At 64.0% G+C, this 23,210-nt stretch carries 26 protein-coding genes; 15 read left to right on the top strand and 11 right to left on the bottom strand.

The features are described 5' to 3' along the window. Positions 1–59: 59 nt before the first annotated feature. The 9 genes from WS66_RS18275 (at position 60) to WS66_RS18235 (ending at position 7,384) form a co-directional block, all read left to right on the top strand. Complete coding sequence (locus tag WS66_RS18275) at positions 60–977, top strand: DMT family transporter (protein ID WP_059600989.1); 918 nt, start codon at positions 60–62, stop codon at positions 975–977. 113 nt (positions 978–1,090) lie between these two features. After that, positions 1,091–1,711, top strand: coding sequence for a TIGR00645 family protein (locus WS66_RS18270; protein WP_059600987.1), 621 nt, complete (start codon positions 1,091–1,093; stop codon positions 1,709–1,711). A gap of 34 nt (positions 1,712–1,745) precedes the next feature. Further along, positions 1,746–3,269: a fumarate hydratase gene (locus WS66_RS18265; protein ID WP_059600985.1), complete on the top strand. Its 1,524-nt coding sequence runs from the start codon at positions 1,746–1,748 to the stop codon at positions 3,267–3,269. Positions 3,270–3,462: 193 nt separating this feature from the next. Beyond that, positions 3,463–3,939 carry a bacterioferritin gene (gene bfr, locus WS66_RS18260; RefSeq protein ID WP_059600984.1) on the top strand — a complete coding sequence of 159 codons (477 nt, stop codon included), beginning with the start codon at positions 3,463–3,465 and terminating at the stop codon, positions 3,937–3,939. 37 nt (positions 3,940–3,976) lie between these two features. Then, entirely contained in the window at positions 3,977–4,840 is an 864-nt protein-coding gene (gene murI, locus WS66_RS18255; RefSeq protein WP_059600981.1) for a glutamate racemase, read from the top strand. 150 nt (positions 4,841–4,990) lie between these two features. After that, positions 4,991–5,227 (top strand): (2Fe-2S)-binding protein, encoded by a 237-nt coding sequence (locus WS66_RS18250; protein WP_006482749.1) that lies wholly within the window; start codon positions 4,991–4,993, stop codon positions 5,225–5,227. A gap of 217 nt (positions 5,228–5,444) precedes the next feature. Continuing rightward, positions 5,445–6,176: an energy transducer TonB gene (locus WS66_RS18245; protein ID WP_059600979.1), complete on the top strand. Its 732-nt coding sequence runs from the start codon at positions 5,445–5,447 to the stop codon at positions 6,174–6,176. 34 nt (positions 6,177–6,210) lie between these two features. Further along, positions 6,211–6,942 (top strand): MotA/TolQ/ExbB proton channel family protein, encoded by a 732-nt coding sequence (locus WS66_RS18240; protein WP_059600977.1) that lies wholly within the window; start codon positions 6,211–6,213, stop codon positions 6,940–6,942. A gap of 13 nt (positions 6,943–6,955) precedes the next feature. Next, positions 6,956–7,384 (top strand): ExbD/TolR family protein, encoded by a 429-nt coding sequence (locus tag WS66_RS18235; RefSeq protein ID WP_006754473.1) that lies wholly within the window; start codon positions 6,956–6,958, stop codon positions 7,382–7,384. Positions 7,385–7,520: 136 nt separating this feature from the next. Here the strand turns inward: WS66_RS18235 and WS66_RS18230 are convergent. From WS66_RS18230 to WS66_RS18220, 3 genes are all read right to left on the bottom strand, one after another. After that, positions 7,521–8,743 (bottom strand): IS3 family transposase gene (locus WS66_RS18230; RefSeq protein ID WP_108064697.1). Its coding sequence is split into 2 segments (ribosomal slippage): positions 7,521–8,375 and positions 8,378–8,743, totalling 1,221 coding nucleotides; the frame shifts between segments, so codons are not numbered across the junction. Positions 8,744–8,773: 30 nt separating this feature from the next. Continuing rightward, a complete protein-coding gene (locus tag WS66_RS33710) occupies positions 8,774–8,929 on the bottom strand; it encodes a hypothetical protein (RefSeq protein ID WP_159086557.1) in 156 nt (51 codons plus the stop codon). A gap of 191 nt (positions 8,930–9,120) precedes the next feature. Next, positions 9,121–10,098, bottom strand: a complete 978-nt coding sequence (locus WS66_RS18220) for a LysR family transcriptional regulator (protein ID WP_059605534.1) — start codon at positions 10,096–10,098, stop codon at positions 9,121–9,123. Positions 10,099–10,220: 122 nt separating this feature from the next. Here WS66_RS18220 and WS66_RS18215 point away from each other — a divergent pair, with 122 nt between their 5' ends. The 3 genes from WS66_RS18215 (at position 10,221) to hemP (ending at position 12,057) form a co-directional block, all read left to right on the top strand. After that, on the top strand, positions 10,221–11,093 hold the full coding sequence (locus tag WS66_RS18215; RefSeq protein WP_059605538.1) for a pirin family protein: 873 nt from the start codon (positions 10,221–10,223) through the stop codon (positions 11,091–11,093). A 99-nt stretch (positions 11,094–11,192) separates the two neighbouring features. Then, entirely contained in the window at positions 11,193–11,675 is a 483-nt protein-coding gene (locus WS66_RS18210; protein ID WP_059605541.1) for an SRPBCC family protein, read from the top strand. A gap of 136 nt (positions 11,676–11,811) precedes the next feature. After that, positions 11,812–12,057 (top strand): hemin uptake protein HemP, encoded by a 246-nt coding sequence (gene hemP, locus WS66_RS18205; protein ID WP_059605544.1) that lies wholly within the window; start codon positions 11,812–11,814, stop codon positions 12,055–12,057. 323 nt (positions 12,058–12,380) lie between these two features. On the opposite strand, the gene WS66_RS18195 is transcribed toward hemP, so the two are convergent. From WS66_RS18195 to uvrB, 5 genes are all read right to left on the bottom strand, one after another. After that, positions 12,381–13,778 (bottom strand): 4Fe-4S binding protein, encoded by a 1,398-nt coding sequence (locus WS66_RS18195; protein ID WP_059605546.1) that lies wholly within the window; start codon positions 13,776–13,778, stop codon positions 12,381–12,383. Continuing rightward, positions 13,775–14,617: an FTR1 family iron permease gene (locus WS66_RS18190; RefSeq protein ID WP_059605551.1), complete on the bottom strand. Its 843-nt coding sequence runs from the start codon at positions 14,615–14,617 to the stop codon at positions 13,775–13,777. The genes WS66_RS18195 and WS66_RS18190 overlap by 4 nt, the downstream gene beginning before the upstream one ends. Before the next feature lie 58 nt (positions 14,618–14,675). Next, positions 14,676–15,008: a cupredoxin domain-containing protein gene (locus tag WS66_RS18185; RefSeq protein WP_006760846.1), complete on the bottom strand. Its 333-nt coding sequence runs from the start codon at positions 15,006–15,008 to the stop codon at positions 14,676–14,678. A 55-nt stretch (positions 15,009–15,063) separates the two neighbouring features. Beyond that, positions 15,064–15,615 (bottom strand): iron transporter, encoded by a 552-nt coding sequence (locus WS66_RS18180; protein WP_057929472.1) that lies wholly within the window; start codon positions 15,613–15,615, stop codon positions 15,064–15,066. Positions 15,616–15,842: 227 nt separating this feature from the next. After that, positions 15,843–17,933: an excinuclease ABC subunit UvrB gene (gene uvrB, locus WS66_RS18175; RefSeq protein ID WP_059605554.1), complete on the bottom strand. Its 2,091-nt coding sequence runs from the start codon at positions 17,931–17,933 to the stop codon at positions 15,843–15,845. Between the two features lie 250 nt (positions 17,934–18,183). Here uvrB and WS66_RS18165 point away from each other — a divergent pair, with 250 nt between their 5' ends. After that, positions 18,184–19,383: an amino acid aminotransferase gene (locus WS66_RS18165; RefSeq protein ID WP_059605557.1), complete on the top strand. Its 1,200-nt coding sequence runs from the start codon at positions 18,184–18,186 to the stop codon at positions 19,381–19,383. Positions 19,384–19,525: 142 nt separating this feature from the next. On the opposite strand, the gene WS66_RS18160 is transcribed toward WS66_RS18165, so the two are convergent. Further along, positions 19,526–20,314 (bottom strand): 3-hydroxybutyrate dehydrogenase, encoded by a 789-nt coding sequence (locus WS66_RS18160; protein WP_108064695.1) that lies wholly within the window; start codon positions 20,312–20,314, stop codon positions 19,526–19,528. A gap of 163 nt (positions 20,315–20,477) precedes the next feature. Between WS66_RS18160 and WS66_RS18155 the strand changes: the two genes are divergently transcribed. Both WS66_RS18155 and WS66_RS18150 read left to right on the top strand, forming a co-directional pair. Further along, complete coding sequence (locus WS66_RS18155; RefSeq protein WP_059603032.1) at positions 20,478–21,449, top strand: potassium channel beta subunit family protein; 972 nt, start codon at positions 20,478–20,480, stop codon at positions 21,447–21,449. A 111-nt stretch (positions 21,450–21,560) separates the two neighbouring features. After that, positions 21,561–22,406 carry a 23S rRNA (adenine(2030)-N(6))-methyltransferase RlmJ gene (locus tag WS66_RS18150; protein WP_059603028.1) on the top strand — a complete coding sequence of 282 codons (846 nt, stop codon included), beginning with the start codon at positions 21,561–21,563 and terminating at the stop codon, positions 22,404–22,406. Between the two features lie 15 nt (positions 22,407–22,421). Here WS66_RS18150 and WS66_RS18145 read toward each other — a convergent pair whose 3' ends face one another. Next, complete coding sequence (locus WS66_RS18145; protein ID WP_082728959.1) at positions 22,422–22,757, bottom strand: hypothetical protein; 336 nt, start codon at positions 22,755–22,757, stop codon at positions 22,422–22,424. A gap of 144 nt (positions 22,758–22,901) precedes the next feature. Continuing rightward, a complete protein-coding gene (locus tag WS66_RS18140) occupies positions 22,902–23,048 on the bottom strand; it encodes a DUF3563 family protein (protein WP_006478295.1) in 147 nt (48 codons plus the stop codon). Positions 23,049–23,210: the final 162 nt, after the last annotated feature.

Genomic DNA, 23,210 nt, shown 5'->3' with positions numbered 1-23,210 from the left:
TTACGCTGTTACGACCGCGACCCTACAATCCTAACTGAACTCGCCTCCCGGATTCCAGCTTGAATCGCTACGCCCTCTTCCTCATCCTGTCGATGCTGTTTGTCGGCAGCAACGTCGGTATCGGCAAATCCATCGTCGTCTTCGTCCCGGTCGCCATCCTCGCCACGCTGCGCTTCGTGATCGCGATCGCCGTGCTGTGGCCGCTGTTCAGCCCGGTGAAGATGCGTGCGGTCCGGCGCGCGGAATGGCTGAACCTGTTCCTGCAGGCATTCTTCGGCACCTTCATGTTTACGCTGCTGATGCTCAACGGCGTGCAACGCACGAGTGCGGTCGCGGCCGGCGTGATCACGAGCACCATCCCGGCCATCGTCGCGCTGTTCGCGTGGCTGATCCTGCGTGAAAAACCGAACGGCCGTGCGCTCGTGTCGATCGCGCTCGCGATCGCCGGCGTCGTGACGATCAACCTCGCCAACGGCAGCGCAGGCAGCGCGTCCGCTCACGGCGCCGGGGGCGCGTCGGCCGGCTCGCTGACCGGCAACCTGCTCATCCTTGGCGCTGTGTGCTGCGAATCGATCTACGTGATCCTGTCGCGCCGGCTCACGCAGACGCTCGCGCCAATCGACATCTGCGCGTACACGCACCTGTTCGGCCTGTGCCTGATGCTGCCGCTCGGCGCAACGGCGTTGTGGCATTTCGATTACGCGAGCGTGCCGGCCGGTACGTGGGCGCTCGTGGTCTGGTACGGGCTGTCGGCAAGCATCTTCTCGTTCTGGCTGTGGATGAAAGGGATCCGGCACGTGCCGGGCAGCCTCGCCGGCGTGTTCAGCGCGGTGCTGCCGGTCGCGGCCGCCGCATACGGCATCGCGTTCCTCGGCGAACGTCCGACGCTCGCGCACGGCATCGCGCTCGCGTGCGTCGTCAGCGGGATCGTGCTCGCGAGCCTGCGCGTGAAGCGCGTGCCGGCCGCCGCGTCCTGATCCGTCCCCTGCAGCCCCGGCGCGACGCTGCAGTCGCACCGGCCGACGCGTTACAATAGCGCGCCTTTTCAAGATTACCCCCGATACCTGCGCCCAGCGCCCGACCCTCCACCATGTCTGCCCCGCATTCGCCCGGCTCCATCCGTCGTCCCCTGCGCCCGCTGCCCGCGCTGATCTTCATGAGCCGCTGGCTCCAGGTTCCGCTTTATCTGGGCCTGATCGTCGCGCAGGCCGTCTATGTGTTCCTGTTCCTGAAGGAAGTCTGGCACCTGCTGTCGCATGCGACGAGCCTTGACGAGATCAGCGTGATGCTCGCGGTGCTCGGCCTGATCGACGTCGTGATGATCTCGAATCTGCTGATCATGGTGATCGTCGGCGGCTACGAGACGTTCGTGTCGCGCCTCGGCATCGAGGGCCACCCCGACGAGCCCGAGTGGCTCGACCATGTGAACGCGGGCGTGCTGAAGGTCAAGCTGTCGATGGCGCTGATCAGCATTTCGTCGATCCACCTGCTGAAGACCTTCATCAACCCCGACCAGCACACGACGCACGCGATCATGTGGCAGGTGATCATCCACGTGTCGTTCCTCGTGTCGGCGCTCGTGATGGCGTGGGTCGACCGCCTGACGACCCATACGCACCCGGCCCATTTCCACGAGCCGCACGCCCGCGACGTGCACGCGCCTGCAGCGAACGAGCCCCGCAAATCGGTCGAAGCCGCCGCCAACGCATAAACGTATTCCCCACAGTCCTCACAGAGTCTCAGCCATGACCGTCATCAAACAGGAAGACCTGATCCAGAGCATCGCGGATTCGCTGCAGTACATCAGCTACTACCATCCGCTCGACTACATCCAGGCCCTCGGCCGCGCGTACGAGCTGGAAGAGAGCCCGGCCGCGAAGGATGCGATCGCGCAGATCCTCACGAACAGCCGCATGTGCGCGGAAGGCCGTCGCCCGATCTGCCAGGACACCGGCATCGTCACGATCTTCGTGAAGGTCGGCATGGACGTGCGCTGGGACGGCGCGACGATGGGTCTCACCGACATGATCAACGAAGGCGTGCGCCGCGGTTACACGCACCCGGACAACGTGCTGCGCGCATCGATCGTCAATCCGCCGGAAGGCGCCCGCAAGAACACGAAGGACAACACGCCGGCTGTGATCCACTACGAGATCGTGCCGGGCGACAAGGTCGACGTGCAGGTCGCGGCAAAGGGCGGCGGCTCGGAGAACAAGTCGAAGTTCGTGATGCTGAACCCGTCCGACTCGATCGTCGACTGGGTACTGAAGACGGTCCCGACGATGGGCGCGGGCTGGTGCCCGCCGGGCATGCTCGGGATCGGCATCGGCGGCACTGCCGAAAAGGCGATGCTGATGGCGAAGGAATCGTTGATGGAGCCGATCGACATCCAGGAAATCATCGCGCGCGGCCCGAAGGACTGGGTCGAGGAACTGCGCGTCGAACTGCACGAGAAGGTCAACGCGCTCGGCATCGGCGCGCAGGGCCTCGGCGGCCTCGCGACCGTGCTCGACGTGAAGATCATGGCCGCGCCGACGCACGCGGCGTCGAAGCCGGTCGCATTGATCCCGAACTGCGCGGCCACGCGCCACGCGCACTTCGTGCTCGACGGCTCGGGCCCCGCGAAGCTCGAGGCGCCGTCGCTCGACGCCTGGCCGAAGGTCCAGTGGGAACCCAACACGGAAACCAGCAAGCGCGTCGACCTGAACACGCTGACCCCGGAAGAAGTCGCGAGCTGGACGCCGGGCCAGACGCTGCTGCTGTCGGGCAAGATGCTCACGGGCCGCGACGCCGCGCACAAGCGCATCGCCGACATGCTCGCGAAGGGCGAGAAGCTGCCGGTCGACTTCACGAACCGCGTGATCTACTACGTCGGCCCGGTCGATCCGGTGCGTGACGAAGTGGTCGGCCCGGCAGGCCCGACGACGGCCACGCGGATGGACAAGTTCACCGAGACGATGCTGGCCCAGACGGGTCTGATCTCGATGATCGGCAAGGCCGAGCGCGGCCCGGTCGCGATCGACGCGATCAAGAAGCACAAGGCGGCGTACCTGATGGCGGTCGGCGGTGCGGCTTACCTCGTGTCGAAGGCGATCCGCGGCGCGAAGGTGCTCGCATTCGAAGACCTCGGCATGGAAGCGATCTACGAGTTCGACGTGCAGGACATGCCGGTGACGGTCGCCGTCGATTCATCGGGCACGTCGGTGCACCAGACCGGCCCGAAGGAGTGGCAGGCGAAGATCGGCAAGATCCCGGTCGCAACCGCTTAAGCGCGCTCGCACGAAAGGCCGGACGGATGTCCGGCCTTTTTACTTCTCATTCTCGTTATTGCGCGCGGCCCGTTATCCCGGGCCGATTCTCATTCCCCGCAAAAGGCAGGCCCGACAAGGCTTCGAGGCTTGGCTTTTCTCGTTCGAGCGATTATCGTTCGGTTTCTGAAGCCCCACTGAACAAGGAACAGCCATGCAAGGCGACAAGAAAGTCATTGAATACCTGAACGCCCAACTGAAGAACGAACTCACGGCGATCAACCAGTACTTCCTGCATGCGCGCATGTACAAGCACTGGGGCCTCGACAAGCTCGGCAAGCACGAATACGACGAATCGATCGGCGAAATGAAGCATGCCGACTGGCTGATCGAGCGTGTGTTCATGCTTGACGGCCTGCCGAACCTGCAGGACCTGCACAAGCTGCTGGTCGGCGAGGAAACCGAAGAGATCCTGAAGTGCGACCTGAAGCTCGAGCAGGTCTCGCAGTCCACGTGCAAGGAAGCGATCGCTTACTGTGAATCGGTGCGTGACTACGTGTCGCGCGAGATCTTCGAAAAGATCCTCGACGACACCGAAGAGCACATCGACTGGCTGGAAACGCAGATCGACCTGATCGGCAAGGTCGGCCTGCAGAACTACCAGCAGACGATGATGGGTTCGCCCGAGTAATCGCCACACCCGCCACGATCGCCACCTCGCCTTCCGCATGACGACGACGAACCAACCCGCCGCTTCCGGGGTCCGCCCCGCCGCCCCCGTCGGCATCTTCGATTCGGGGCTCGGCGGCCTGTCGGTGCTGCGCGCCGCGCGCGCGCACCTGCCCGGCGAGTCGTTCGTCTATGTCGCCGATTCGCACCACGCACCGTATGGTCCGCGCGACGAGGCATTCATTACGGAGCGCACGCTTGCCATCGGCGAGTGGCTAGCCCGCGAAGGCGCGAAAGCGCTCGTGATCGCGTGCAACACCGCGACGGCGCGAGCGATCGCAGCCATCCGCGAGCGCCTGTCGATACCGCTCGTGGGTGTCGAGCCGGGCATCAAGCCGGCCGCCGCGCTGTCCGCGACCGGTGTCGCGGGCGTGCTCGCCACGCAATCGACGCTGAACAGCCCGCGCTTCCAGGCGCTGCTCGACCGCTACGGCGCCGGCCGTCGCTTCATCTGCCAGCCCGGCCACGGGCTCGTCGAAGCGATCGAACGCGGCGACACGAACTCGCCCGCGTTGCGCGCGTTGCTCGAGCGTTACCTGCAGCCGATGCTCGACGACGGCGCCGATACGCTGGTGCTCGGCTGCACGCACTACCCGTTCTTCACGGACACGATCCGTGATCTTGTCGGCGACCGGCTGACGATCGTCGATACGAGCGATGCCATCGCCCGGCAGCTCACGCGGGTGCTCGACGAACGCGGCCTGCGCGCGCCGGCCGGCACGCGCGCCGCGCCGCCACGCTTCTGCTCGACGAGCGACGGCCTGCAACTGCGCGCACTCGCATCGTCGCTGCTCGGCCTCGACGTGCCGGTCGAATCCGTCACCATTTCCTCGCCGAACGCGCGCGCCTGCGCGACCGTCTGACGCGGGCCGGCACGCCGCCGGTTCGCCCTCTCCCGCTCCGCCTCCCGTTTCAAGGGTCCGATGGCCTTAAAAAAAGCCGAACCCAGGCTTGTCAACGTCCGCAAATTTAATGATAATAATTCGCATTACCGTTAGCTATCGCAACTCATCATGATCGTCTGCGTGTGCAAGTCTGTTTCCGATCGCAAGATTCGCGCGTCCCTCGCCGAGGGCGTGAACTCTTTCGATGAACTCCAGTTCGAGCTCGGCGTGGCCACGTGCTGCGGCAAGTGCGAGGAGTCCGTACGCGACCTCATGGCCGAGCAAGGCGTTTGCGCGAGCCGGTGCGGTGTCGAGCATCATGCTCATCCGATCCCGGTCACGTTCTACGACCGCAAGGCCGCCTGAGCGGCGCCAAGCATACCCGTGCGGCTGAAGCCGCATTTGATGTCCTTCCGTCAGCAAGCCATCTTTCGCGCGAGCCAGCGGCTTACCTGCCAAGGAGCCTCTCATGGAATTGCTGATCGGATTCGTGACCACCGTGTGCATCTCGCTGCTGATCTTCCGCAAGTAATACCGATTCACCCGCCGCGCCCCGGGTGCGACGTCGTTCTTTCAAGCTAACATGCAGGCTTCGCAATCCGCTCCTGCCGGCGTCTTGCCGGCTGCCTCACGTATGAATCCCCGGGTCATCACCGTCGCGGTCGGTGTGCTTGCCGCACATGCGATCATGCTGACGGCCGCGTGGCTCCATCGCAACGCGCCGCCGCCGAAGACGGTCGAAGTCCAGTCGATCACGGCGCAACTCATCCCGCCTGCGCCGGCCGCTCAGCCGGTCGCGGTCGAATCGGTTGCGCAACCCGCGCCACCGAAGCCCACGCCGCGCGTCAAGCCGAAGGTCGAACCGAAGCCGGTGCAGAAAGCCGTCAAGCCGACGCCCCAGCCGGTCGCACAATCACCGTCTCCGACACCCGCCCCGGCAGCCGATCCGACACCCGCGCCCACCGCACCCGCCGCCGCCCCCGCTGCGCCGGCGGTCACGCCCGGTCCGGCCCGTGAGACGATGCAAGTCAGCGCGCCGAAGAACGTATCGGCGCTCAAGTGCAGTTTCGTGAAGCCCACCTATCCGTCGATGTCGCGTCGCCGCGGCGAAACGGGCACGGCCTATGTGCACTTCGTCATCGGCTTGACGGGCAAGATCGAAAGTGTCGAGTTGCAAAAGAGCAGCGGCTACCCGCGCCTCGACGAGGCTGCGCTGGATGCGACACGCGCCAGCACCTGCCCTCCGTACCTCGAGAACGGGCAAGCGATCCGCGCCGCCCATACGCTGCCCTTCAACTTCACGCTCGACGATTAACCCGCCTCATTCGAAAGATTCAAAGGAAACAAAAATGCAAAGCTACGGTATCGCGCACGTCTGGGCGCAAGGTGATTTCGTCACGCGCGCCATCGCGATCACGCTGCTCGTGATGTCGGTCCTGTCGTGGATCGTGATCATCGTCAAGGGCTGGAACGTGGTTCGCCTGAACCGTCTCACGAAGAATGCCGAGCAGGCATTCTGGCATTCGGACGATTTCAACGACGGCATCAAGAAGCTCGGCCTCGCCGCATCGACGCCGAGCGACAACCCGTTCCTCGCGCTCGCGCTGTCGGGCAAGGAAGCCGCCGATCACCACCATCAGACGCAACCGCATCTGCACGACCGCATGGACGTGTCGGACTGGGTCACGCGCTGCCTGAAGGACACGATGGACGAGGGCATTTCGCGCATGCAGGCCGGTCTCGCGATTCTCGCGTCGATCGGCAGCACGGCGCCGTTCGTCGGCCTGTTCGGCACGGTCTGGGGCATCTACCACGCACTGCTCGCAATCGGTGCAACCGGCCAGACGTCGATCGACCAGGTCGCGGGCCCGGTGGGCGAGTCGCTGATCATGACGGCCTTCGGCCTGTTCGTCGCGATTCCGGCAGTGCTCGGCTACAACGCACTGACCCGTGCGAACAAGGGCGTCGTCAGCAAGCTGCGCCGCTTCGCGCACGGCCTGCACGCATACTTCGTGACGGGTGCGCGCCTCGCGTCGTCGTCGCCCCGCGACGGCCTGCGCCTTGCTTCGCGCGCCAGCTGAGACGAGGTGAACCATGGCAATGAACACCGGCTTCAGCGATGACGACGACGATGGCGTGATGAGCGAGATCAACATGACGCCGCTCGTCGACGTCATGCTCGTACTCCTGATCATTTTCCTCGTGACGATTCCGGCGATGCAGCACGCGGTGAAGATCGACCTGCCGCACGCGAGCAGCCAGCCCGTCGACGAAAAGCCGCAGACCGTCGACGTCGCGATCCAGGGCAATGGCACGATCCTGTGGAACGACCAGACGGTCACGCGCGAGCAGTTGCAGGCGCACATCGCGGAAGCGGCACAGCATCAGCCGCAACCGGAGTTGCACCTGCGCGCCGACCGCAAGGTTGCGTATGAGCGTGTGGCCGAAGTGATGTCCGATGCGCAGGCCGGCGGCCTGACGAAGCTCGGCTTCGTGACGGAGCCGACTGCGAAGGCGAAGTAACGTACACGCATTCGCTACGCGACGGTGGCCTGGGTGGCCGCACCTCACCGGCCACATCTGGCCGGCCGCACCTCGCCGGCCGCGCCTCGCCGGCCGCGCATGTCAAGTCCTGGAATAGGTTGACAGTATCCAGGCGCTAGAACGCCCGATGCACCGCATCGGGCGTTTTGTATTTCAGCGCGGCATGTGGCCGTTCATGGTTGTAGATGTGTACCGACTGTTCGACCATCTTGGCGGCCTGTTCAAGGTCAGCAGGACGTTGCAACAGGAACTCCCCCTTGAGAATGCCGTTGACCCGCTCAGCCAGCGCATTCTGATAGCAGTCGTAGCCGTCCGTCATTGAACAGCGCAGGCCGTGATGCCGATGGATGTCCTGATAGTAGGTCGAACAGTACTGGACCCCGCGATCGGAGTGATGGATCAACGGCTGCCGGCTCCGGCGCTTGCGCAACGCCTTCTTGAGCGCCTGACTGACCTGCTCGGTTTGCAGGCTGTCGTGAACGTGATGACCGACGATCTTGCGCGAGAACGCATCCGTGACGAGACTCAAATACACAAACGGGCCAGCCGTCGGCAGATACGTGATGTCGGCCACCCACACTTGTTCGGGGCCGGTCGGCACGATTTGATCCGGCCCGGGTTTCAGTAGATTCGGATGACGCCGGAAGCGGTGATGGCTATGGGTGGTCTTGTGATACGCCCGGTGCGGTACGACCAGTAGGCGCGCGGCACGCAGCACGTCGAACAGCCGATCTCGCCCCAGCTTGATGCCGCGCTCGACCAACGCTGGCCCGAGCAGATGATGGAGCTTGCGTGTGCCCAGCCTCGGCTGGCGAAGCCGCACGTCTCGCACCAGCGCAGTGACGGTCTCGCTCTGCGAGCAACGGTGTTCCTCGCTGCGGCATCGCTTGTAATACGCTTGGCGGCTGATACCCATGTATCGGCAGGCCCGCTCGACGCTCAGCTTTTCGATCCGCTTTTGCGCGACGACCTGCCTGAAGGCTTTTTTACGGTGATCCCGTAATCCTTGCGCATCACGTCGACCACGGCTTCGAATAGCGCGGCTTTCTCCTGCGCCTGTCGCAACTGCGTCTCCAACTCCTTGATGCGCTGCTCCGGTGTGAGCGGCTTTGAGTCTTGCTTTGACATGGTGGAACCCGATCGCGCACGGCCGGATGGATCGGCCCAATCCTGCAAGCCGTGCTTACGTAACCATACCAGCACGGTCGAGCGCCCCTGGATGCCGTAGCGTCGCTGTGCCTCTTTGTACGTCAGTTCGCCTTTTTCGACCTGCGCCACCACCGACAGTTTAAAAGCCAGGCTGTAGTCCCGCTGCGTCCGCTTGATCCCTTGCTCCATTTGGCACCTCTTCGTTTCGGCGAAAAAGTGTCAACCTATTTCAGGACGGGTCAGCACAAAGTAAAAGGCCTTCATCGCCAGATGAAGGCCTTTTTTCATGCGCACGCGGGCGCCTTCGGGCGGCGGGCTCTTCGGCGGTATCGGTTGCGCCTCGAGCAACGCAAATGCGACTACCGTGGTCTGCACGGACTGCGCGTTCTGCCCTATCTGGCTCGCAATATATGCGGCCACCTGATTCCGCTCAGAACTTCCTTCGCGAAATGGGCTTTCAATATAGGCCTGCCCGCGTATGCATTCAAGGTACCGGCGATTGAAACTTGCGATTGCCGGCGGCGCTTCAATGACAAAACAAATTTGCCACGACGCGCATCTTGCATTCAGGTGGCCGAAGCATCGGCCGCCGCCGCGTCCTGTTTCGCGCGCTCGGGGCACCCCGGCTGCTTGTATTCGCCATGGTCGAGCTTCTCGACCAGATAGTCGACGAACGCGCGCACGGCGGGCGGCATGCCCTGCCGCGACACGAACACAGCATAGAGTTGCGGCACCGGCAGCGTCCAGCCCGGCATCACCGGCGACAACTGCCCCGCACGCAACGCATTGCCGTACATCATCTCGGGCAGCGCCGCGATGCCGAGGCCGTCGAGCACGGCCTCGCGGATCGTCATCAGGTCGGCCGTCACGAGCCGCGGGTCGTGCTCGTGCAAGTGACGCGTACCGTCCGGCGCGATCAGGCTGAACACGTGCCGCCCGTCGACGCTCGGCGTATCGAGCGTCTCGAAGCGCGCCAGATCGTCCGGCACGAGCGGCGGCGCATTCTGGTTCAGCAGGCTCGGCGCGCCGACCAGCATCTGCTCGGTCCGCCACAGCGGTCGCACGACGATGTTCGCGTTCTGCGGCGGCTCCGAGCGCACGCGCAACGCAACGTCGATCGAATCCTCGAACAGGTCGATCACACGATTCGTCACACGGATGTGCACCTTCACCTCGGGATAGCGGTGCAGAAATTCGGGGAGGATGCGCGACAGCATCGTCTGCGACAACGTCACGGGGACGCTCACGCGCACCGAGCCGCGCGGCGACGCGCGCAACTGCTGCACGGCGTTCATCGCGGCCTGGGCTTCGGCGAGCATCGCCTGGCAATGCTGGTAGAACAGTTCCCCCGCCTCGGTCAACGCGAGCTTGCGTGTCGAGCGCTGCAGCAGGCGCACGCCGAGCGCCGCCTCGAGTTCGGTCAGGCGCCGCGACAGGCGCGATTTCGAGATACCCAGCACGCGTTCCGCAGCCGAGAAACCGCCGTGTTCGACGACCTGCGAAAAGTACATGAGGTCGTTCAGGTTGTGTGCATCGATGTTCATGTCATCGTTCCAATTTCAGAACAATCCATTGCGACCCGCCGCAAATCGGACCGTAAAACGCCCAATATAATAGCGCTATGTTTCAAAAATGACGCTATTCCGATGATATCGAGGGCTTCTGCATGACGACCGCTCGCTCGCTTGACCGCACGTACCCCGCGCTTCGCACGACCGAAGGCGGCGGCTTCACGGTTCACCGCCCGTTCCCGACCCGGCTGCTGATGGATTTCGATCCGTTCCTGCTGCTCGACGAAATGGGCCCCGTCGACTATGCCCCTGGCGAAGCCAAGGGCGCGCCCGACCATCCGCATCGCGGCTTCGAGACGGTCACCTACGTGCTCGACGGGCGTTTTCGTCATCGCGACTCGGCCGGCCATGCGGGCACGCTCGGGCCTGGTGACGTGCAGTGGATGACGGCCGGCGCGGGCGTCGTGCACAGCGAAATGCCGGATCCCGAGTTCGCGCAGGCCGGCGGACGCTCGCACGGCTTTCAGCTGTGGGTCAACCTGCCGCGGCGCGACAAGCTGATCGCACCGCGCTACCAGGAGATCCCGGCCGGCCGCATCCCGACCGCGACGTCGCCCGACGGCCGCACGCAGGTCCGCGTGATCGCCGGCGAAGCCTTCGGTGTGCGCGCGGCGATCGAGACGCGCACGCCGATCCTCTACCAGCATTTCACGCTGCAACCGGGTGCAACGGTCACGCAGCCGGTGCCGGCAGGTTATCGCGTGTTCGCCTACCCGCTCGATGGAGCCGGCCGCTACGGGCCCGACAGGCAGCAAATCGACGCGCGACAGATGATCGTCTACGGTGACGATGGCGACGCGGTGACGTTCGAGGCCGGCGATATGCCGCTCGACCTCCTGCTGATCGGCGGCGTGCCGCTCAACGAGCCGATCGTCCGCTATGGCCCGTTCGTCATGAATACCGAGGAAGAGATCCGGCAGGCCGTCATCGACTACCAGACCGGCCGCATGGGTTCCATCGAGGCATGACGTCCGATCGGGGCCACAGGTGCCGCGAAGCTGCGCGTTTTGCGTCACAATGTTTTTTTGATCCATGTGGCCGCCCGCCACCAGAAGGAACCCGTCCCCTTGAACTTCGAACATCTGATCCAGATCAACTCCGACGATCCGGCCGTGCCGTCCCTTACCCGCGACCAGCTCTGGGAAGGCCTCGTGCTGCGCGCCGAACAGCCGCAGCTGTTCGTGATCGGCCTCGACAGCTGTGTCGTCCTTGAACGGACGGATACCACGCTCGAACGCGAGCTGCACTACGGCCATGCGACCGTGCGCGACCGCGTGACGTTCACCCCGAACCAGCAAGTGCGCTACGACATCCATGCGGCCGGCGGCGAAATCGGCGGCTCGCTGACGATGACGATCGAGGAACGCGACGACCACGAGTTGTTCCTGCGCTTCGAATACCACACGACGCTGACCGTCACGGACGACAGCGAGGAAGCGCGCCAGACGCACGGCATCGTCAAGGAAGCGTATCGCACGTCGGACATCGACACGGTGCGCCTGATCCGCGAATACGCACAGGGACGCAAGGACCCTGACCCGCTCCACTGACGTCGGCGGCGGCCTGCGAGCCGCCCTTTGATTCAAGCTATCGGATTCGTCATATCGATCGATAAAGATTTTTGTAAATGGGAATAGTTATCATTTAGAATTCATTCCATCGTATCGACAGTCACCGATCAACCGAATGACCGACACCACGCGCCCGACCACGCTGACGTTGCGCCGCACGACCGGCACCGCAAGCGCCAACCGTCAAAAGACGGCAGCGGTCACGACGCCGGCGAAACCTGCCGGTAGTCACGATGCCGGCACCCGGACCCTCAGCAGCGATGCGCTGCTGCAAGGCCGCAGCCACATCAGCATCGCGCACAACGGAGAGACGTATCAGTTGCGTGCCACGCGGCTCGGCAAGCTGATCCTGACGAAGTAACGACAGAGTATTGTGGGGACCACCTCCTTGAGAGGTGTTGGGCAGTAGCCAGCGTAACGGCTTGCACGCGAGATCTAGACCCCTTCGTGCAAACACACTCAAGCAGCCGTTGCAGCAAGCCAAGCCACTTTTTTGGTTCTCGCACAAGGAAGAAAAAAAGCGACACGTCCTTCGACGTGTCGCTTTTTTTGTCGGTGCGTCCGGATGCAAACAGAAAGGTATCGCGGCTGTCGGCACTTCAGCTTCAGCGCGTTCCGGAGCCCGACGGCGAAATACGCTCGCCTGCTGCTCCGGAGCCCGGCCACACGGCCGTCAAGACCGCGTCAGAAACCCCAGAACATCAACCACCATGCGCTGTCGACCACGGCCAGGCCTGCCACGAACCACGCGAATGCCGCCAGTCGACGCGACCAGGCAGCATAGCGCCCCGTCACCTTCCATGCGAGCCAGGCGCTCCATGCGTTGGCGCCGACCAGAATCGCGATGCGAACGTCGGTCGCCCAGCCGAGCGGCACGTGCTCGGCCCGCAACAGCGACAGCGTCGTCGCCGACAGCCCGAGGAACACGCCGGCTCCCGCGATCGGGATCAGCGCCTGCGCGAGATGATGAAGACGCACGCGGTCGAAACGGCCGAGCATCAGCGTCGCACCGGCCAGCAGCACGAGCAGCGCGGTGCCATACACGAGCCCCGTGCCGACGATGTAGCTGACGACCAGCCCGCCGTCGAGCCACGAGAACACATCGTTTCGATCCGGATAGTGCGTGAGCAGGAACCACGGCGCATTCGTCTCGAGTGGCCACGTGATGTCGCGATCAATGAGCCAGCCCGCGAGCCATTGCTTGATCTGCACGAACCACGGGCTGACGGTCCAGTGAAACGCACCGATCGCGACGCCGAGCAGGCCGTACAGGATCAGCGCCGTGTCCCACGGATTCGCCTGCTGCGCGCCAAGGTTCACGACCTCGTCGGACGGCGAGCGCCACGACAGCGCGATTGCATCGCGGTGCCCGCTGCATCGGCCGCACATATGGCACGAGGCCGCGCCCTTCATGTTGCGCAACGGCACGAGCGGCGCGCAATTGATCGGAATCACGCGATGCCCGTGCTCGCCGTTCTTGTACGAGCGACGCCAGGCATCCTCATCGACCTTGTAGCGCATCGGCGCGAGCCGCGCGAGCAGCCCGAACACACCGTTGACCGGGCACAGGTACTTGCACCACACGCGCTTCTCGCGACCGTACAGCACGCCAATCACGATCGCGCCGACGGTCGAGCCGCCGAGCACGAACAGCACCGCGAGCGGATACTGGTACACGCTCACCATCTGCCCGTAGATCGTCGTGAGCCCGAATGCGACGAACGGCCAACCGCCCCACCGCATCCAGCGCGGAATCGCGCCGCCGCGGCCGAACTTGCTCGCATATTCGGTCAGCGCGCCTTCCGGGCACAGCACGCCGCACCAGACGCGGCCGAGCATCACCATCGACAGCAGCACGAACGGCCACCAGATGCCCCAGAACACGAACTGCGCGATCAGCGTGAGATTGCTCCACAGATGCGCGGAATCGTCGGGCAGCGGCAATACTGCGGGCACGATGATCAGGAATGCGTAGACGGCGACGACGACCCACTGGATGCCGCGGATCACCGCGCCGTGGCGCTGCATCCACTGACCGGCCTGCGCGAGCCAGCCCGGCTTGACTGCGGCAACAACACTCATGCCGCGCGACCCGCAGGGACGACCGGACGACGGCTCGCGCGCTTCATCAGCAGCCAGACCACCGCCCAGTACACCGCATAGGCGATCAGGTTGGTCAGCGCCGGGTGCGCCCGGTAGCCCGTCAGCGTCGCGACGAGCGAACCGAACGTGCCGGAGTCGTCGAGAATCGACGACGTATCCCACACCTGCGAAATGCCGAGCGGCAGGATTTCCTTGTCGATCAGCTTGTCGACGCCGGTCTGGAACAGGCCCGCACCGAGGAACAGCAGCATCACTTCGGTGACGCGGAAGAAATGGCGCCACGAGAAGTACTTGCCGCCAAGCTGCAGCAGATAGAACGTGAGGAACGCGAGGCCCAGGCCGATCACGACCGCGAGCATCTGGCTGCCGTCCACGTGCCCCGACTGACCGAAACCGAGGCCGTACAGGAAGATCACCGTCTCGCTGCCTTCGCGAGCGATCGCGAGCGCGACCAGCACGGCGACGCCCCACCAGTTCGAATCGCGCGTGCTCTGCTGCAGCGACTGCTCCATGTCACGCTTCAGCGTGCGGCCGTGCCGGCGCATCCACAGCACCATCTGCACGATCAGCACGCACGCGATGAGCACCATCGCGGTCTGGAAATAGTCCTGCGCGTCGCCGGACAGCACTTCGGTAAAGCCGACGAGCGCGGCGCCGAGACCGACCGCCATCAGCAGGCCGACTGCCACGCCCGTCCACAGAAACGGCAGGCCACGGCGCGCGTCGTCGTCGCCGTTCTTCAGCCATGCATAGAGGATGCCGACGACGAGCAGCGCTTCGACGCTCTCCCGCCAGACGATGAACAAGATCTGACCCATTGAATCCTCCTGACGCGCGGCGCAAGACACTCGTACGCCCGCACTCAGATAAAACGCATTACTTCGCGACGATCACGCCCTGTGCCTGCTGGTGGAAATCGTCGAAAAACTTGTATTCGCCCGGCGACAGCGGGGCGACGACCACGAACGAATCCGCACCGGGCGCAAGCACCTTCTCCTTGCGCAACTGCACGCTCTCGAATTCGGCGGCGCCCTTGCCGGTATTCCTGATCTCGATCTTGAAGCGCTGGCCGGCCGGCACTTCGATACGGGCGGGATTCAGCTTGCCGTCCGTCATCTCGAGCTTGAACGTCGGCAGATCGGCGGCATGCGCCGCGCCGGCGAGCCACAGCGCGGCGGCTGCGGCAACGATTTTCTGGGGAAATTTCATTCTGGGTTCTCTGCGCCGACGGCGCGCCGAAGCACGCCGTCCGTGATGCCACCGATCAGTACCCGCCCTTCTTGCCGATGCCGGCGAACGGGAAGTCATATTCGAGGGTGATGGGCTTGAACCATGCGCCCACGCCCGTTTCCTTGTCGACGTGACGGCCGAACGCCATGTGACCCGACTGCATCGGCGGCTTGACGGTCATCGTCAGGTGATACTTGCCCGGGCCGGCGAGCTTCACGTTGTCGCCATAGTGCGGTCCGTCGCTCGCGACCATGCCCATCAGGTCGCCTTCGGCCTTCCACTTCGTGTCGCCCTGCTTCGTCAGCTTGTACGTGACCTGCAGGTACGGCATCCAGTCGCCTTCCGCGAAACCCGTCGGGTTGTTCTTGACCGCGTGGATGTCCGCCTCGAGGTGGATGTCGGAATCCGACGCCTTGCGCATCATCCCTTCCGGATCCATCGTGATCGGCTGCAGGTACACCGCGCCGATCTCCATGCCGCCCTGGATCTGCTGCTTGCCGATCGGATATTCGGCCGCCGAGGCCGACATCGCGGCAAGCGCCGCCGCTACCGCAACCGACGTGCGGATGAACGAAGAACCCAACATGGACACTCCTTGTTATTTGTCTGACTATCTTGATGACATGCGCGCCGCCTCCGGGGCGGCACGCTGAAAACACTAACGCAATGAAGAACGTTAATGCGAACTATTCTCAATACTTGCGAAGTTTAGCACCGAACCAGCTTCGGAACAAACGGGACACCGTGTAAACCCCTGATCCGACAAGGCTTACAGACCCGTTACTGACAGATTTTGGTGACGCTTGGAAAGATTTACCGGCCGCCGTTGATGTGGTCGCCGACGTTCGCGCCGAACACGCGCTCGCGCAACAGCGCAAGCTGGTCGCGCGTCGCGGCGGCCTTCTCGAACTCGAGGTTCTTCGCGTAGTCGGCCATCTGCTTCTCGAGACGCTTGATTTCCTTCGCGAGCTGCTTCTCCGACATGTCCTCGAATTTCGCGCGCTGCTGCGCTTCCTTCAGCTCCGCGCGCGCCTCGTCGGCGTTGTACACGCCGTCGATGATGTCCTTGATGCGCTTCACGACACCGCGCGGCGTAATGCCCATTTTCTCGTTGTGCGCGATCTGCTTCGCGCGGCGCCGCTCGGTCTCGCCGATCGCGCGCTTCATCGATTCGGTCATCCTGTCGGCGTAGAGGATCGCCTTGCCGTTCACGTTGCGCGCCGCGCGGCCGATCGTCTGGATCAGCGAGCGCTCGGCACGCAGGAAGCCTTCCTTGTCCGCATCGAGAATCGCGACGAGCGACACTTCCGGAATGTCGAGGCCCTCGCGCAGCAGGTTGATCCCGACCAGCACGTCGAACGTGCCGAGCCGCAGGTCGCGGATGATCTCGACCCGCTCCACCGTGTCGATGTCGCTGTGCAAGTAGCGAACCTTGACGCCATGGTCGGCCAGAAACTCGGTGAGCTGTTCGGCCATGCGCTTCGTCAGCACGGTGATCAACACGCGCTCGCCAGCCTTCACGCGCGCATTGATCTCCGTCAGCACGTCGTCGACCTGCGAACTCGCCGGGCGCACTTCGATTTCCGGGTCGACGAGTCCGGTCGGCCGCACCACCTGCTCGGCGACCTGCCCCGTCACGCGCTGCTCGTAGTCGGCCGGCGTCGCCGACACGAACACCACCTGGCGCATCTTGCGTTCGAACTCCGGGAACTTGAGCGGCCGGTTGTCCAGCGCCGACGGCAGCCGGAAGCCATAGTTGACGAGGTTTTCCTTGCGCGCGCGGTCGCCGTTGTACATGCCGTTCAGCTGGCCGATCAGCACGTGCGATTCGTCGAGCAGCATCAGCGCGTCGGGCGGCAGGTAGTCGACGAGCGTCGGCGGCGGCTCGCCGGGCGCAGCGCCCGAGAAGTGCCGCGAGTAGTTCTCGATGCCCTTGCAGAAGCCGAGCTCCTGCAGCATCTCGAGGTCGAAGCGCGTGCGCTGCTCGAGGCGCTGCGCCTCGACGAGCTTGCCGTTGCTGTGGAAGAACTCGAGGCGCTCGCGCAATTCGTCCTTGATCGTCTCGACCGCCCGCATCACGGTGTCGCGCGGCGTCACGTAGTGCGACGACGGATAAACGGTGAAGCGCGGGATCTTCTGTCGCACGCGCCCGGTCAGCGGGTCGAACAGCTGCAGCGTCTCGACCTCGTCGTCGAACAGCTCGACGCGCACGGCCAATTCCGCGTGCTCGGCCGGGAAGATGTCGATCGTGTCGCCGCGCACGCGGAACGTACCACGCTGGAAGTCCTGTTCGTTGCGCGAGTACTGCATCGCGATCAGCCGCGCGATCACGTCGCGCTGGCCGAGCTTGTCGCCGGTGCGCAGCGTCAGGATCATCTGGTGGTATTCGGACGGGTTGCCGATACCGTAGATCGCCGACACCGTCGCAACGATCACCACGTCGCGGCGCTCCATCAGGCTCTTCGTCGCCGACAGCCGCATCTGCTCGATGTGCTCGTTGATCGACGAATCCTTCTCGATGAACAGGTCGCGCTGCGGCACGTACGCTTCCGGCTGGTAATAGTCGTAGTACGACACGAAGTACTCGACCGCGTTGCGCGGGAAGAATTCGCGAAATTCCGCGTAGAGCTGCGCCGCGAGCGTCTTGTTCGGCGCGAACACGATTGCCGGGCGGCCGAGCCGCGCGATCGTGTTGGCCATCGTGAAGGTCTTGCCCGAACCGGTCACGCCGAGCAGCGTCTGGAATGCGAGGCCGTCGCCGACACCTTCGACGAGCGTTTCGATCGCGGTCGGCTGGTCGCCTGCGGGCGGATACGGTTGGTACAACTGGAACGGCGACCCTTCGAAGGTCACGAATTTCGATTCGTCGAGCGCGTCGCCGACTTCGGCGTGATGTTCGGACATGGAGTGCGGCCGGAGCGAGGGCAAAAAAACTATTCTAGCGCTTCGCGGCGTTGCGAACCGCTGACGGCTCCTGACGCACGGCAACCGCCCGAAATCGCAATTCACCGCGCGATCGCCGCCTCCGGCAGCGTGAATTCGCTACAATATCAGGCTGCTGCGCTTTCCGGCGCCGTGCCTGTTGGCGCGCGGTCCGCTGCGCCTGCCCCGCCGGCTGAAAGCCTGACCCTCTTTTCACTACTGCCGAATCATCATGTCGCTCTTCTCCGCTGTCCAGCTTGCTCCCCGCGACCCGATCCTGGGCCTGAACGAAGCCTTCAACGCCGATGCGCGCCCGACCAAGGTCAACCTCGGCGTCGGTGTGTACACGAACGAAGAAGGCAAGATTCCGCTGCTGCGCGCCGTTCGCGAAGCGGAAAAGGCGCGTGTCGACGCCGGCCTGCCGCGCGGCTACCTGCCGATCGACGGGATTGCCGCGTACGACGCAGCGGTGCAGAAGCTGCTGCTCGGCAACGATTCGCCGCTGATCGCTGCGGGCCGTGTGGTCACGGCGCAGGCACTGGGCGGCACGGGCGCACTGAAGATCGGTGCCGATTTCCTTCGCACCGTGAACCCGAACGCGAAGGTCGCGATCAGCGATCCGAGCTGGGAAAACCACCGCGCACTGTTCGAAGCCGCCGGCTTCGAAGTCGTCGCATACCCGTACTACGACGCCGCCACCAACGGCGTAAACTTCGAAGGCATGCTGTCGGCGCTGAACGGCTATGCGGCGGGCACGATCGTCGTGCTGCACGCGTGCTGCCACAACCCGACCGGCGTCGACCTGACCGAAGCACAGTGGCAGCAGGTCGTCGACGTCGTCAAGGCGCGCAACCTCGTGCCGTTCCTCGACATGGCCTACCAGGGCTTCGGCGAGAACATCGAGGCCGATGCCGCCGCGGTGCGTCTCTTTGCCGCTGCCGACCTGAATGCGTTCGTGTCGTCGTCGTTCTCGAAGTCCTTCTCGCTGTACGGCGAGCGCGTCGGCGCGCTGTCGATCATCACGTCGAGCAAGGAAGAAGCGACGCGCGTGCTGTCGCAACTGAAGCGCGTGATCCGCACGAACTACTCGAACCCGCCGACCCATGGCGGCGCCGTCGTCGCGGCCGTGCTCGCGTCGCCTGAACTGCACGCTTCGTGGGTGCAGGAACTCGGCGAAATGCGCGATCGCATCCGCGCGATGCGCAACGGCCTCGTCGAACGCCTGAAGGCGAGCGGTGTCGATCGCGACTTCAGCTTCATCAACGCGCAGCGCGGGATGTTCTCGTATTCGGGCCTGACCTCGGTGCAAGTCGATCGCCTGCGCGAAGAGTTCGGCATCTACGCAGTCGGCACCGGCCGGATCTGCGTTGCGGCGCTGAACACGCGCAACCTCGATGCGGTCGCCAATGCGGTCGCAGCGGTCCTGAAGTAAGCCGGTGTCAGCGGGCAGCAGCCCGCCCTGCCGAAACAACAAACGCGCTCCCCGGAGCGCGTTTTTTCTTGCCGTTCCACTACCGGCGAATGCTGCCTGCAGCACAAGCGGCGCGCAGCGCGGCCGCCCGTGCCGGAGCCCGTTACTGCATGAACCAGCCGTGGCTGACGACGAACGACTGGCCCGTGAGCGCGGCGCTCGGGAACGCCGACAGGAACAGCACCGTCTGCGCGACGTCCTGCACCGTCGTGAACACGCCGTCGACCGTGTTGCCGAGCATCACCTTCTTCACCACTTCCTCTTCGCTGATCCCGAGCTCCTTCGCCTGCTCCGGAATCTGCTTGTCGACCAGCGGTGTGCGCACGAAGCCCGGACACACGACGTGCGAGCGCACGTTGTGCTTCGCGCCTTCCTTCGCCAGCACGCGCGCGAGACCGAGCAGCCCGTGCTTGGCCGTCACGTACGCCGACTTCAGCGGCGACGCTTCGTGCGAGTGCACCGAGCCCATGTAGATCACCACGCCGCCGCGATCGTCCTTGTACATGTGCTTGAGCGCGGCCTTGGTCGTCAGGAACGCGCCGTCGACGTGGATCGCCTGCATCTTCTTCCAGTCGGCGAACGAATAGTTTTCGATCGGGTTGACGATCTGGATGCCCGCGTTCGACACGAGGATGTCGACCGAGCCGAACGTTTCGGCCACCTTGTCGATACCGCTGTTGACCGCTTCCTCGCTGGTTACGTCCATCGCGACGCCGATCGCCTTGCCGCCTGCCTTGTTGATCTCGTCGGCGACCGCATTTGCGCCGTCCTGGTTCAGGTCGGCGATCGCGACCGCTGCGCCCGCCTTCGCGAGCTCGAGTGCGATTTCCTTGCCGATGCCGCTTGCGGCGCCCGTGACGACTGCGGTCTTGCCGGTCAGATCTGCTGCCATGTCCGTCTCCTTCCGTTATCGGATCGAAAAAGCGCGCCCCGCTGCAGCCGCTTTCGTCGCGCGGCCGTGCAGATGGGCCAGCCGCTATTGTGCACGATCGGCCCCGCCGTTCGCGCGCAAAACGTCTAAGCTTAAGGTCGGTTTCGAGTCGCGGGAGACTCCCATGCACTATCGACGGCTAGGCCGCTCCGGCCTTCAGATCAGCGCGCTTTCGCTCGGCTCGTGGGTCACCTACGGCAACCAGGTCGATCAGCGGGTTGCCCGCGAATGCCTTGCGGCGGCCCGCGATGCGGGCGTCAATTTCTTCGACAACGCCGAGGTCTATGCGGGTGGCAAATCCGAGGAAATCATGGGCCAGGCGATCAAGTCGCTCGGCTGGCCGCGCATCAGCTACCTCGTGTCCACCAAGTTCTTCTGGGGACTCGCGGAAGCGCCGAACCAGTATCACACGCTGAACCGGAAATATCTGCTGAACGCGATCGACCACTCGCTGCGCCGGCTGCAGCTCGACTATGTCGACCTCGTGTACTGCCATCGCCCCGATCCGAACACGCCGATCGAGGAGACCGTCTGGGCAATGAGCGACATGATCGTGCGTGGCAAGGCGCTCTACTGGGGCACGTCCGAATGGAGCGCCGACGAGATCCGCGCCGCGTACGAAATTGCCGAGCGGCACCATCTGCACAAGCCCGTCGTCGAGCAGCCGCAGTACAACCTGTTCCACCGTACCCGGGTCGAGCAGGAATACGCGCGGCTTTATGACGACTACGGCCTCGGCCTGACGACCTGGAGCCCGCTGGCATCGGGGCTGCTCACCGGCAAGTACCGGAACGGCGTACCGCCGGGTAGCCGCGCGCAATTGCCGGGCTACGACTGGCTCCGTGCGCGGCTGACGGATCCGGCCAGCAACGACGTGGTCGAACGGCTCGGCGCGATCGCGGCCGAGCTCGACTGCAGCACCGCCCAACTCGCGATCGCATGGATACTTGCGAATCCGCGCGTGAGTTCTGTCATTACGGGCGCCTCGCGAGTCGAGCAGATCGGCGACAACATGCGCGCGCTCGACGTTGTCGGGAAGCTGACGCCGGAGGTCAAGCAACGTATCGAAGAGGCGGCCGGCGACGCATTCGAGTAAGGCGGCTCACGCCCACTCGCGTACAATACGCGGCCGCATTGGTGCGAGGCCCAGCGGCCACACGCGATCGTCCGTTTTCATCGATTCATCCTTCGTTTCAGGCAGCCAGCCATGCTCAGTTATCGTCACGGTTTTCATGCAGGCAACCACGCGGACGTGCTCAAGCACGCCGTCGTCGTCCAGCTGCTGCGCCACCTGAACAAGAAAGACAAATCGTACTGGTACATCGACACGCACGCCGGCGCCGGCGTGTATTCGCTGCGCGACGGTTATGCCGCCAAGACGGGGGAATTCGACACCGGGATTGGGGCGCTATGGAACGAAAAGAACCTGCCCGAGGTGCTCGGTGATTACGTCGACGAGGTGCGCGCGCTGAACGACGACGGCGAGCTGCGCTACTATCCGGGCTCCCCGTATCTCGCATGGCGATCGATGCGCGAGCAGGACCGGATGCGTCTGTTCGAAATGCACACGACGGAAATCGACGTGCTGCGTCACAACTTCCGCGATGCGGGGCGCCGCGCGATGATTTACGCCGGTGACGGCTTCGAGGGCATCAAGGCGCTGCTGCCGCCGCCGCCGCGACGCGCGCTCGTGCTGATCGATCCGTCCTATGAGGACAAGAAGGACTACGCGCGCACGCTGACTTGCGTAACGGAATGCCTGAAGCGTTTCGCGACCGGCTGTTACGCGATCTGGTATCCGCAGGTTGCGCGGGTGGAATCGCAGCGTTTTCCGGAACAACTCAAGCGCCTGCAGCCGAACAACTGGCTGCACCTGACGCTGACGGTATCGAATCCGCCGACAGGCGGCCTGGGCCTTTACGGCAGCGGAATGTTCATCCTGAATCCGCCGTACACACTCGCGCAGAGCATGAACGAAGCGCTGCCCTATCTCGTCGAACGCCTGGGACAGGACAGCGGCGCCCGATGCCAGATCGAGCACCGCGGGAACTGAGCGGACGTCGTGCCGTTATGGCTGCGGTCTTGGCGTGGGTCTCGGCTGATTGGCCGGCGACACGCCCCAGCCCGGCACATTGATATACGGCGCGACAAACAGCGGGATCGATGAAGTCGATCCTTGCCCGGCCGGCGCTCGCATGCCTGCGGGCTCGACGATTGGCTCTGACGATAGCGGAGCCGTTTGCAACACCAGGCCGCCCTTGCCATCCTGGATCCCATGTTGCGTATCGAGAATCAGCGGCTTGGACGACGTCGCCGCACCGGCCGCCAAGCCGTGAGCGAGCACAACAGCCCCCAGAACGAGACGCGCGCGGGAAACGTGACGCACATCGAGACGCAAGCGCATGGTTGTACTCTTCCGGTTAAAAACAGGCCCATACCATAGCGCCGCGCCGACGATTTCGCCAGATCCAGTGCACAAAAAACAAAGCCCCGTCAACACGGGGCTTGCTTTTCGTTCGGTGCCACACGGCACCTGGCGGTAACTCGATTACAGCGAGTAGCCGTTGGTTTCGAGCGAGCGGATGCGGCTCTCGAGCTGGACGATGTCCGACGACGTGGCGAGGTATGCCTCACGGCGCTCACGTTCTGCGGATTCGAACCAGTTGCTCAGCTTTTCAACGATGTAGGCGATCATGATCTTCTCCAAGGAAGGGGGACCCCTGGCGAATCGAGATTCAGGGATTTCCCGTATAGGGTTATCCCGAATTATAGCGATGCCGCACCAAGATGCCAGTGAAATGCTTGCATGGAAGCCATTCAATTTTGGAATGGATTGTGAAGCATCCGCTTTAACTCA

The organism is Burkholderia sp. LA-2-3-30-S1-D2, from assembly GCF_001523915.2.
GTDB classification, from domain to species: domain Bacteria; phylum Pseudomonadota; class Gammaproteobacteria; order Burkholderiales; family Burkholderiaceae; genus Burkholderia; species Burkholderia diffusa.
This window is presented reverse-complemented; position numbering and strand designations above follow the sequence as displayed.

What these genes read in the sequence shown, in the direction of transcription:
- WS66_RS18155 (WP_059603032.1), top strand. Translation starts at nt 20,478, where the DNA reads ATGCACTATCGACGGCTAGGCCGCTCCGGCCTTCAGATCAGCGCGCTT.
- WS66_RS18190 (WP_059605551.1), bottom strand. Translation starts at nt 14,617, where the DNA reads ATGGGTCAGATCTTGTTCATCGTCTGGCGGGAGAGCGTCGAAGCGCTG.
- WS66_RS18140 (WP_006478295.1), bottom strand. Translation starts at nt 23,048, where the DNA reads ATGATCGCCTACATCGTTGAAAAGCTGAGCAACTGGTTCGAATCCGCA.
- WS66_RS18245 (WP_059600979.1), top strand. Translation starts at nt 5,445, where the DNA reads ATGCAGGCTTCGCAATCCGCTCCTGCCGGCGTCTTGCCGGCTGCCTCA.
- WS66_RS18160 (WP_108064695.1), bottom strand. Translation starts at nt 20,314, where the DNA reads ATGGCAGCAGATCTGACCGGCAAGACCGCAGTCGTCACGGGCGCCGCA.
- WS66_RS18180 (WP_057929472.1), bottom strand. Translation starts at nt 15,615, where the DNA reads ATGTTGGGTTCTTCGTTCATCCGCACGTCGGTTGCGGTAGCGGCGGCG.
- WS66_RS18250 (WP_006482749.1), top strand. Translation starts at nt 4,991, where the DNA reads ATGATCGTCTGCGTGTGCAAGTCTGTTTCCGATCGCAAGATTCGCGCG.
- murI (WP_059600981.1), top strand. Translation starts at nt 3,977, where the DNA reads ATGACGACGACGAACCAACCCGCCGCTTCCGGGGTCCGCCCCGCCGCC.
- WS66_RS18150 (WP_059603028.1), top strand. Translation starts at nt 21,561, where the DNA reads ATGCTCAGTTATCGTCACGGTTTTCATGCAGGCAACCACGCGGACGTG.
- WS66_RS18165 (WP_059605557.1), top strand. Translation starts at nt 18,184, where the DNA reads ATGTCGCTCTTCTCCGCTGTCCAGCTTGCTCCCCGCGACCCGATCCTG.
- WS66_RS18145 (WP_082728959.1), bottom strand. Translation starts at nt 22,757, where the DNA reads ATGCGCTTGCGTCTCGATGTGCGTCACGTTTCCCGCGCGCGTCTCGTT.
- WS66_RS18195 (WP_059605546.1), bottom strand. Translation starts at nt 13,778, where the DNA reads ATGAGTGTTGTTGCCGCAGTCAAGCCGGGCTGGCTCGCGCAGGCCGGT.
- WS66_RS18235 (WP_006754473.1), top strand. Translation starts at nt 6,956, where the DNA reads ATGGCAATGAACACCGGCTTCAGCGATGACGACGACGATGGCGTGATG.
- WS66_RS18270 (WP_059600987.1), top strand. Translation starts at nt 1,091, where the DNA reads ATGTCTGCCCCGCATTCGCCCGGCTCCATCCGTCGTCCCCTGCGCCCG.
- bfr (WP_059600984.1), top strand. Translation starts at nt 3,463, where the DNA reads ATGCAAGGCGACAAGAAAGTCATTGAATACCTGAACGCCCAACTGAAG.
- WS66_RS18265 (WP_059600985.1), top strand. Translation starts at nt 1,746, where the DNA reads ATGACCGTCATCAAACAGGAAGACCTGATCCAGAGCATCGCGGATTCG.
- WS66_RS18215 (WP_059605538.1), top strand. Translation starts at nt 10,221, where the DNA reads ATGACGACCGCTCGCTCGCTTGACCGCACGTACCCCGCGCTTCGCACG.
- WS66_RS18220 (WP_059605534.1), bottom strand. Translation starts at nt 10,098, where the DNA reads ATGAACATCGATGCACACAACCTGAACGACCTCATGTACTTTTCGCAG.
- WS66_RS18240 (WP_059600977.1), top strand. Translation starts at nt 6,211, where the DNA reads ATGCAAAGCTACGGTATCGCGCACGTCTGGGCGCAAGGTGATTTCGTC.
- uvrB (WP_059605554.1), bottom strand. Translation starts at nt 17,933, where the DNA reads ATGTCCGAACATCACGCCGAAGTCGGCGACGCGCTCGACGAATCGAAA.
- hemP (WP_059605544.1), top strand. Translation starts at nt 11,812, where the DNA reads ATGACCGACACCACGCGCCCGACCACGCTGACGTTGCGCCGCACGACC.
- WS66_RS18185 (WP_006760846.1), bottom strand. Translation starts at nt 15,008, where the DNA reads ATGAAATTTCCCCAGAAAATCGTTGCCGCAGCCGCCGCGCTGTGGCTC.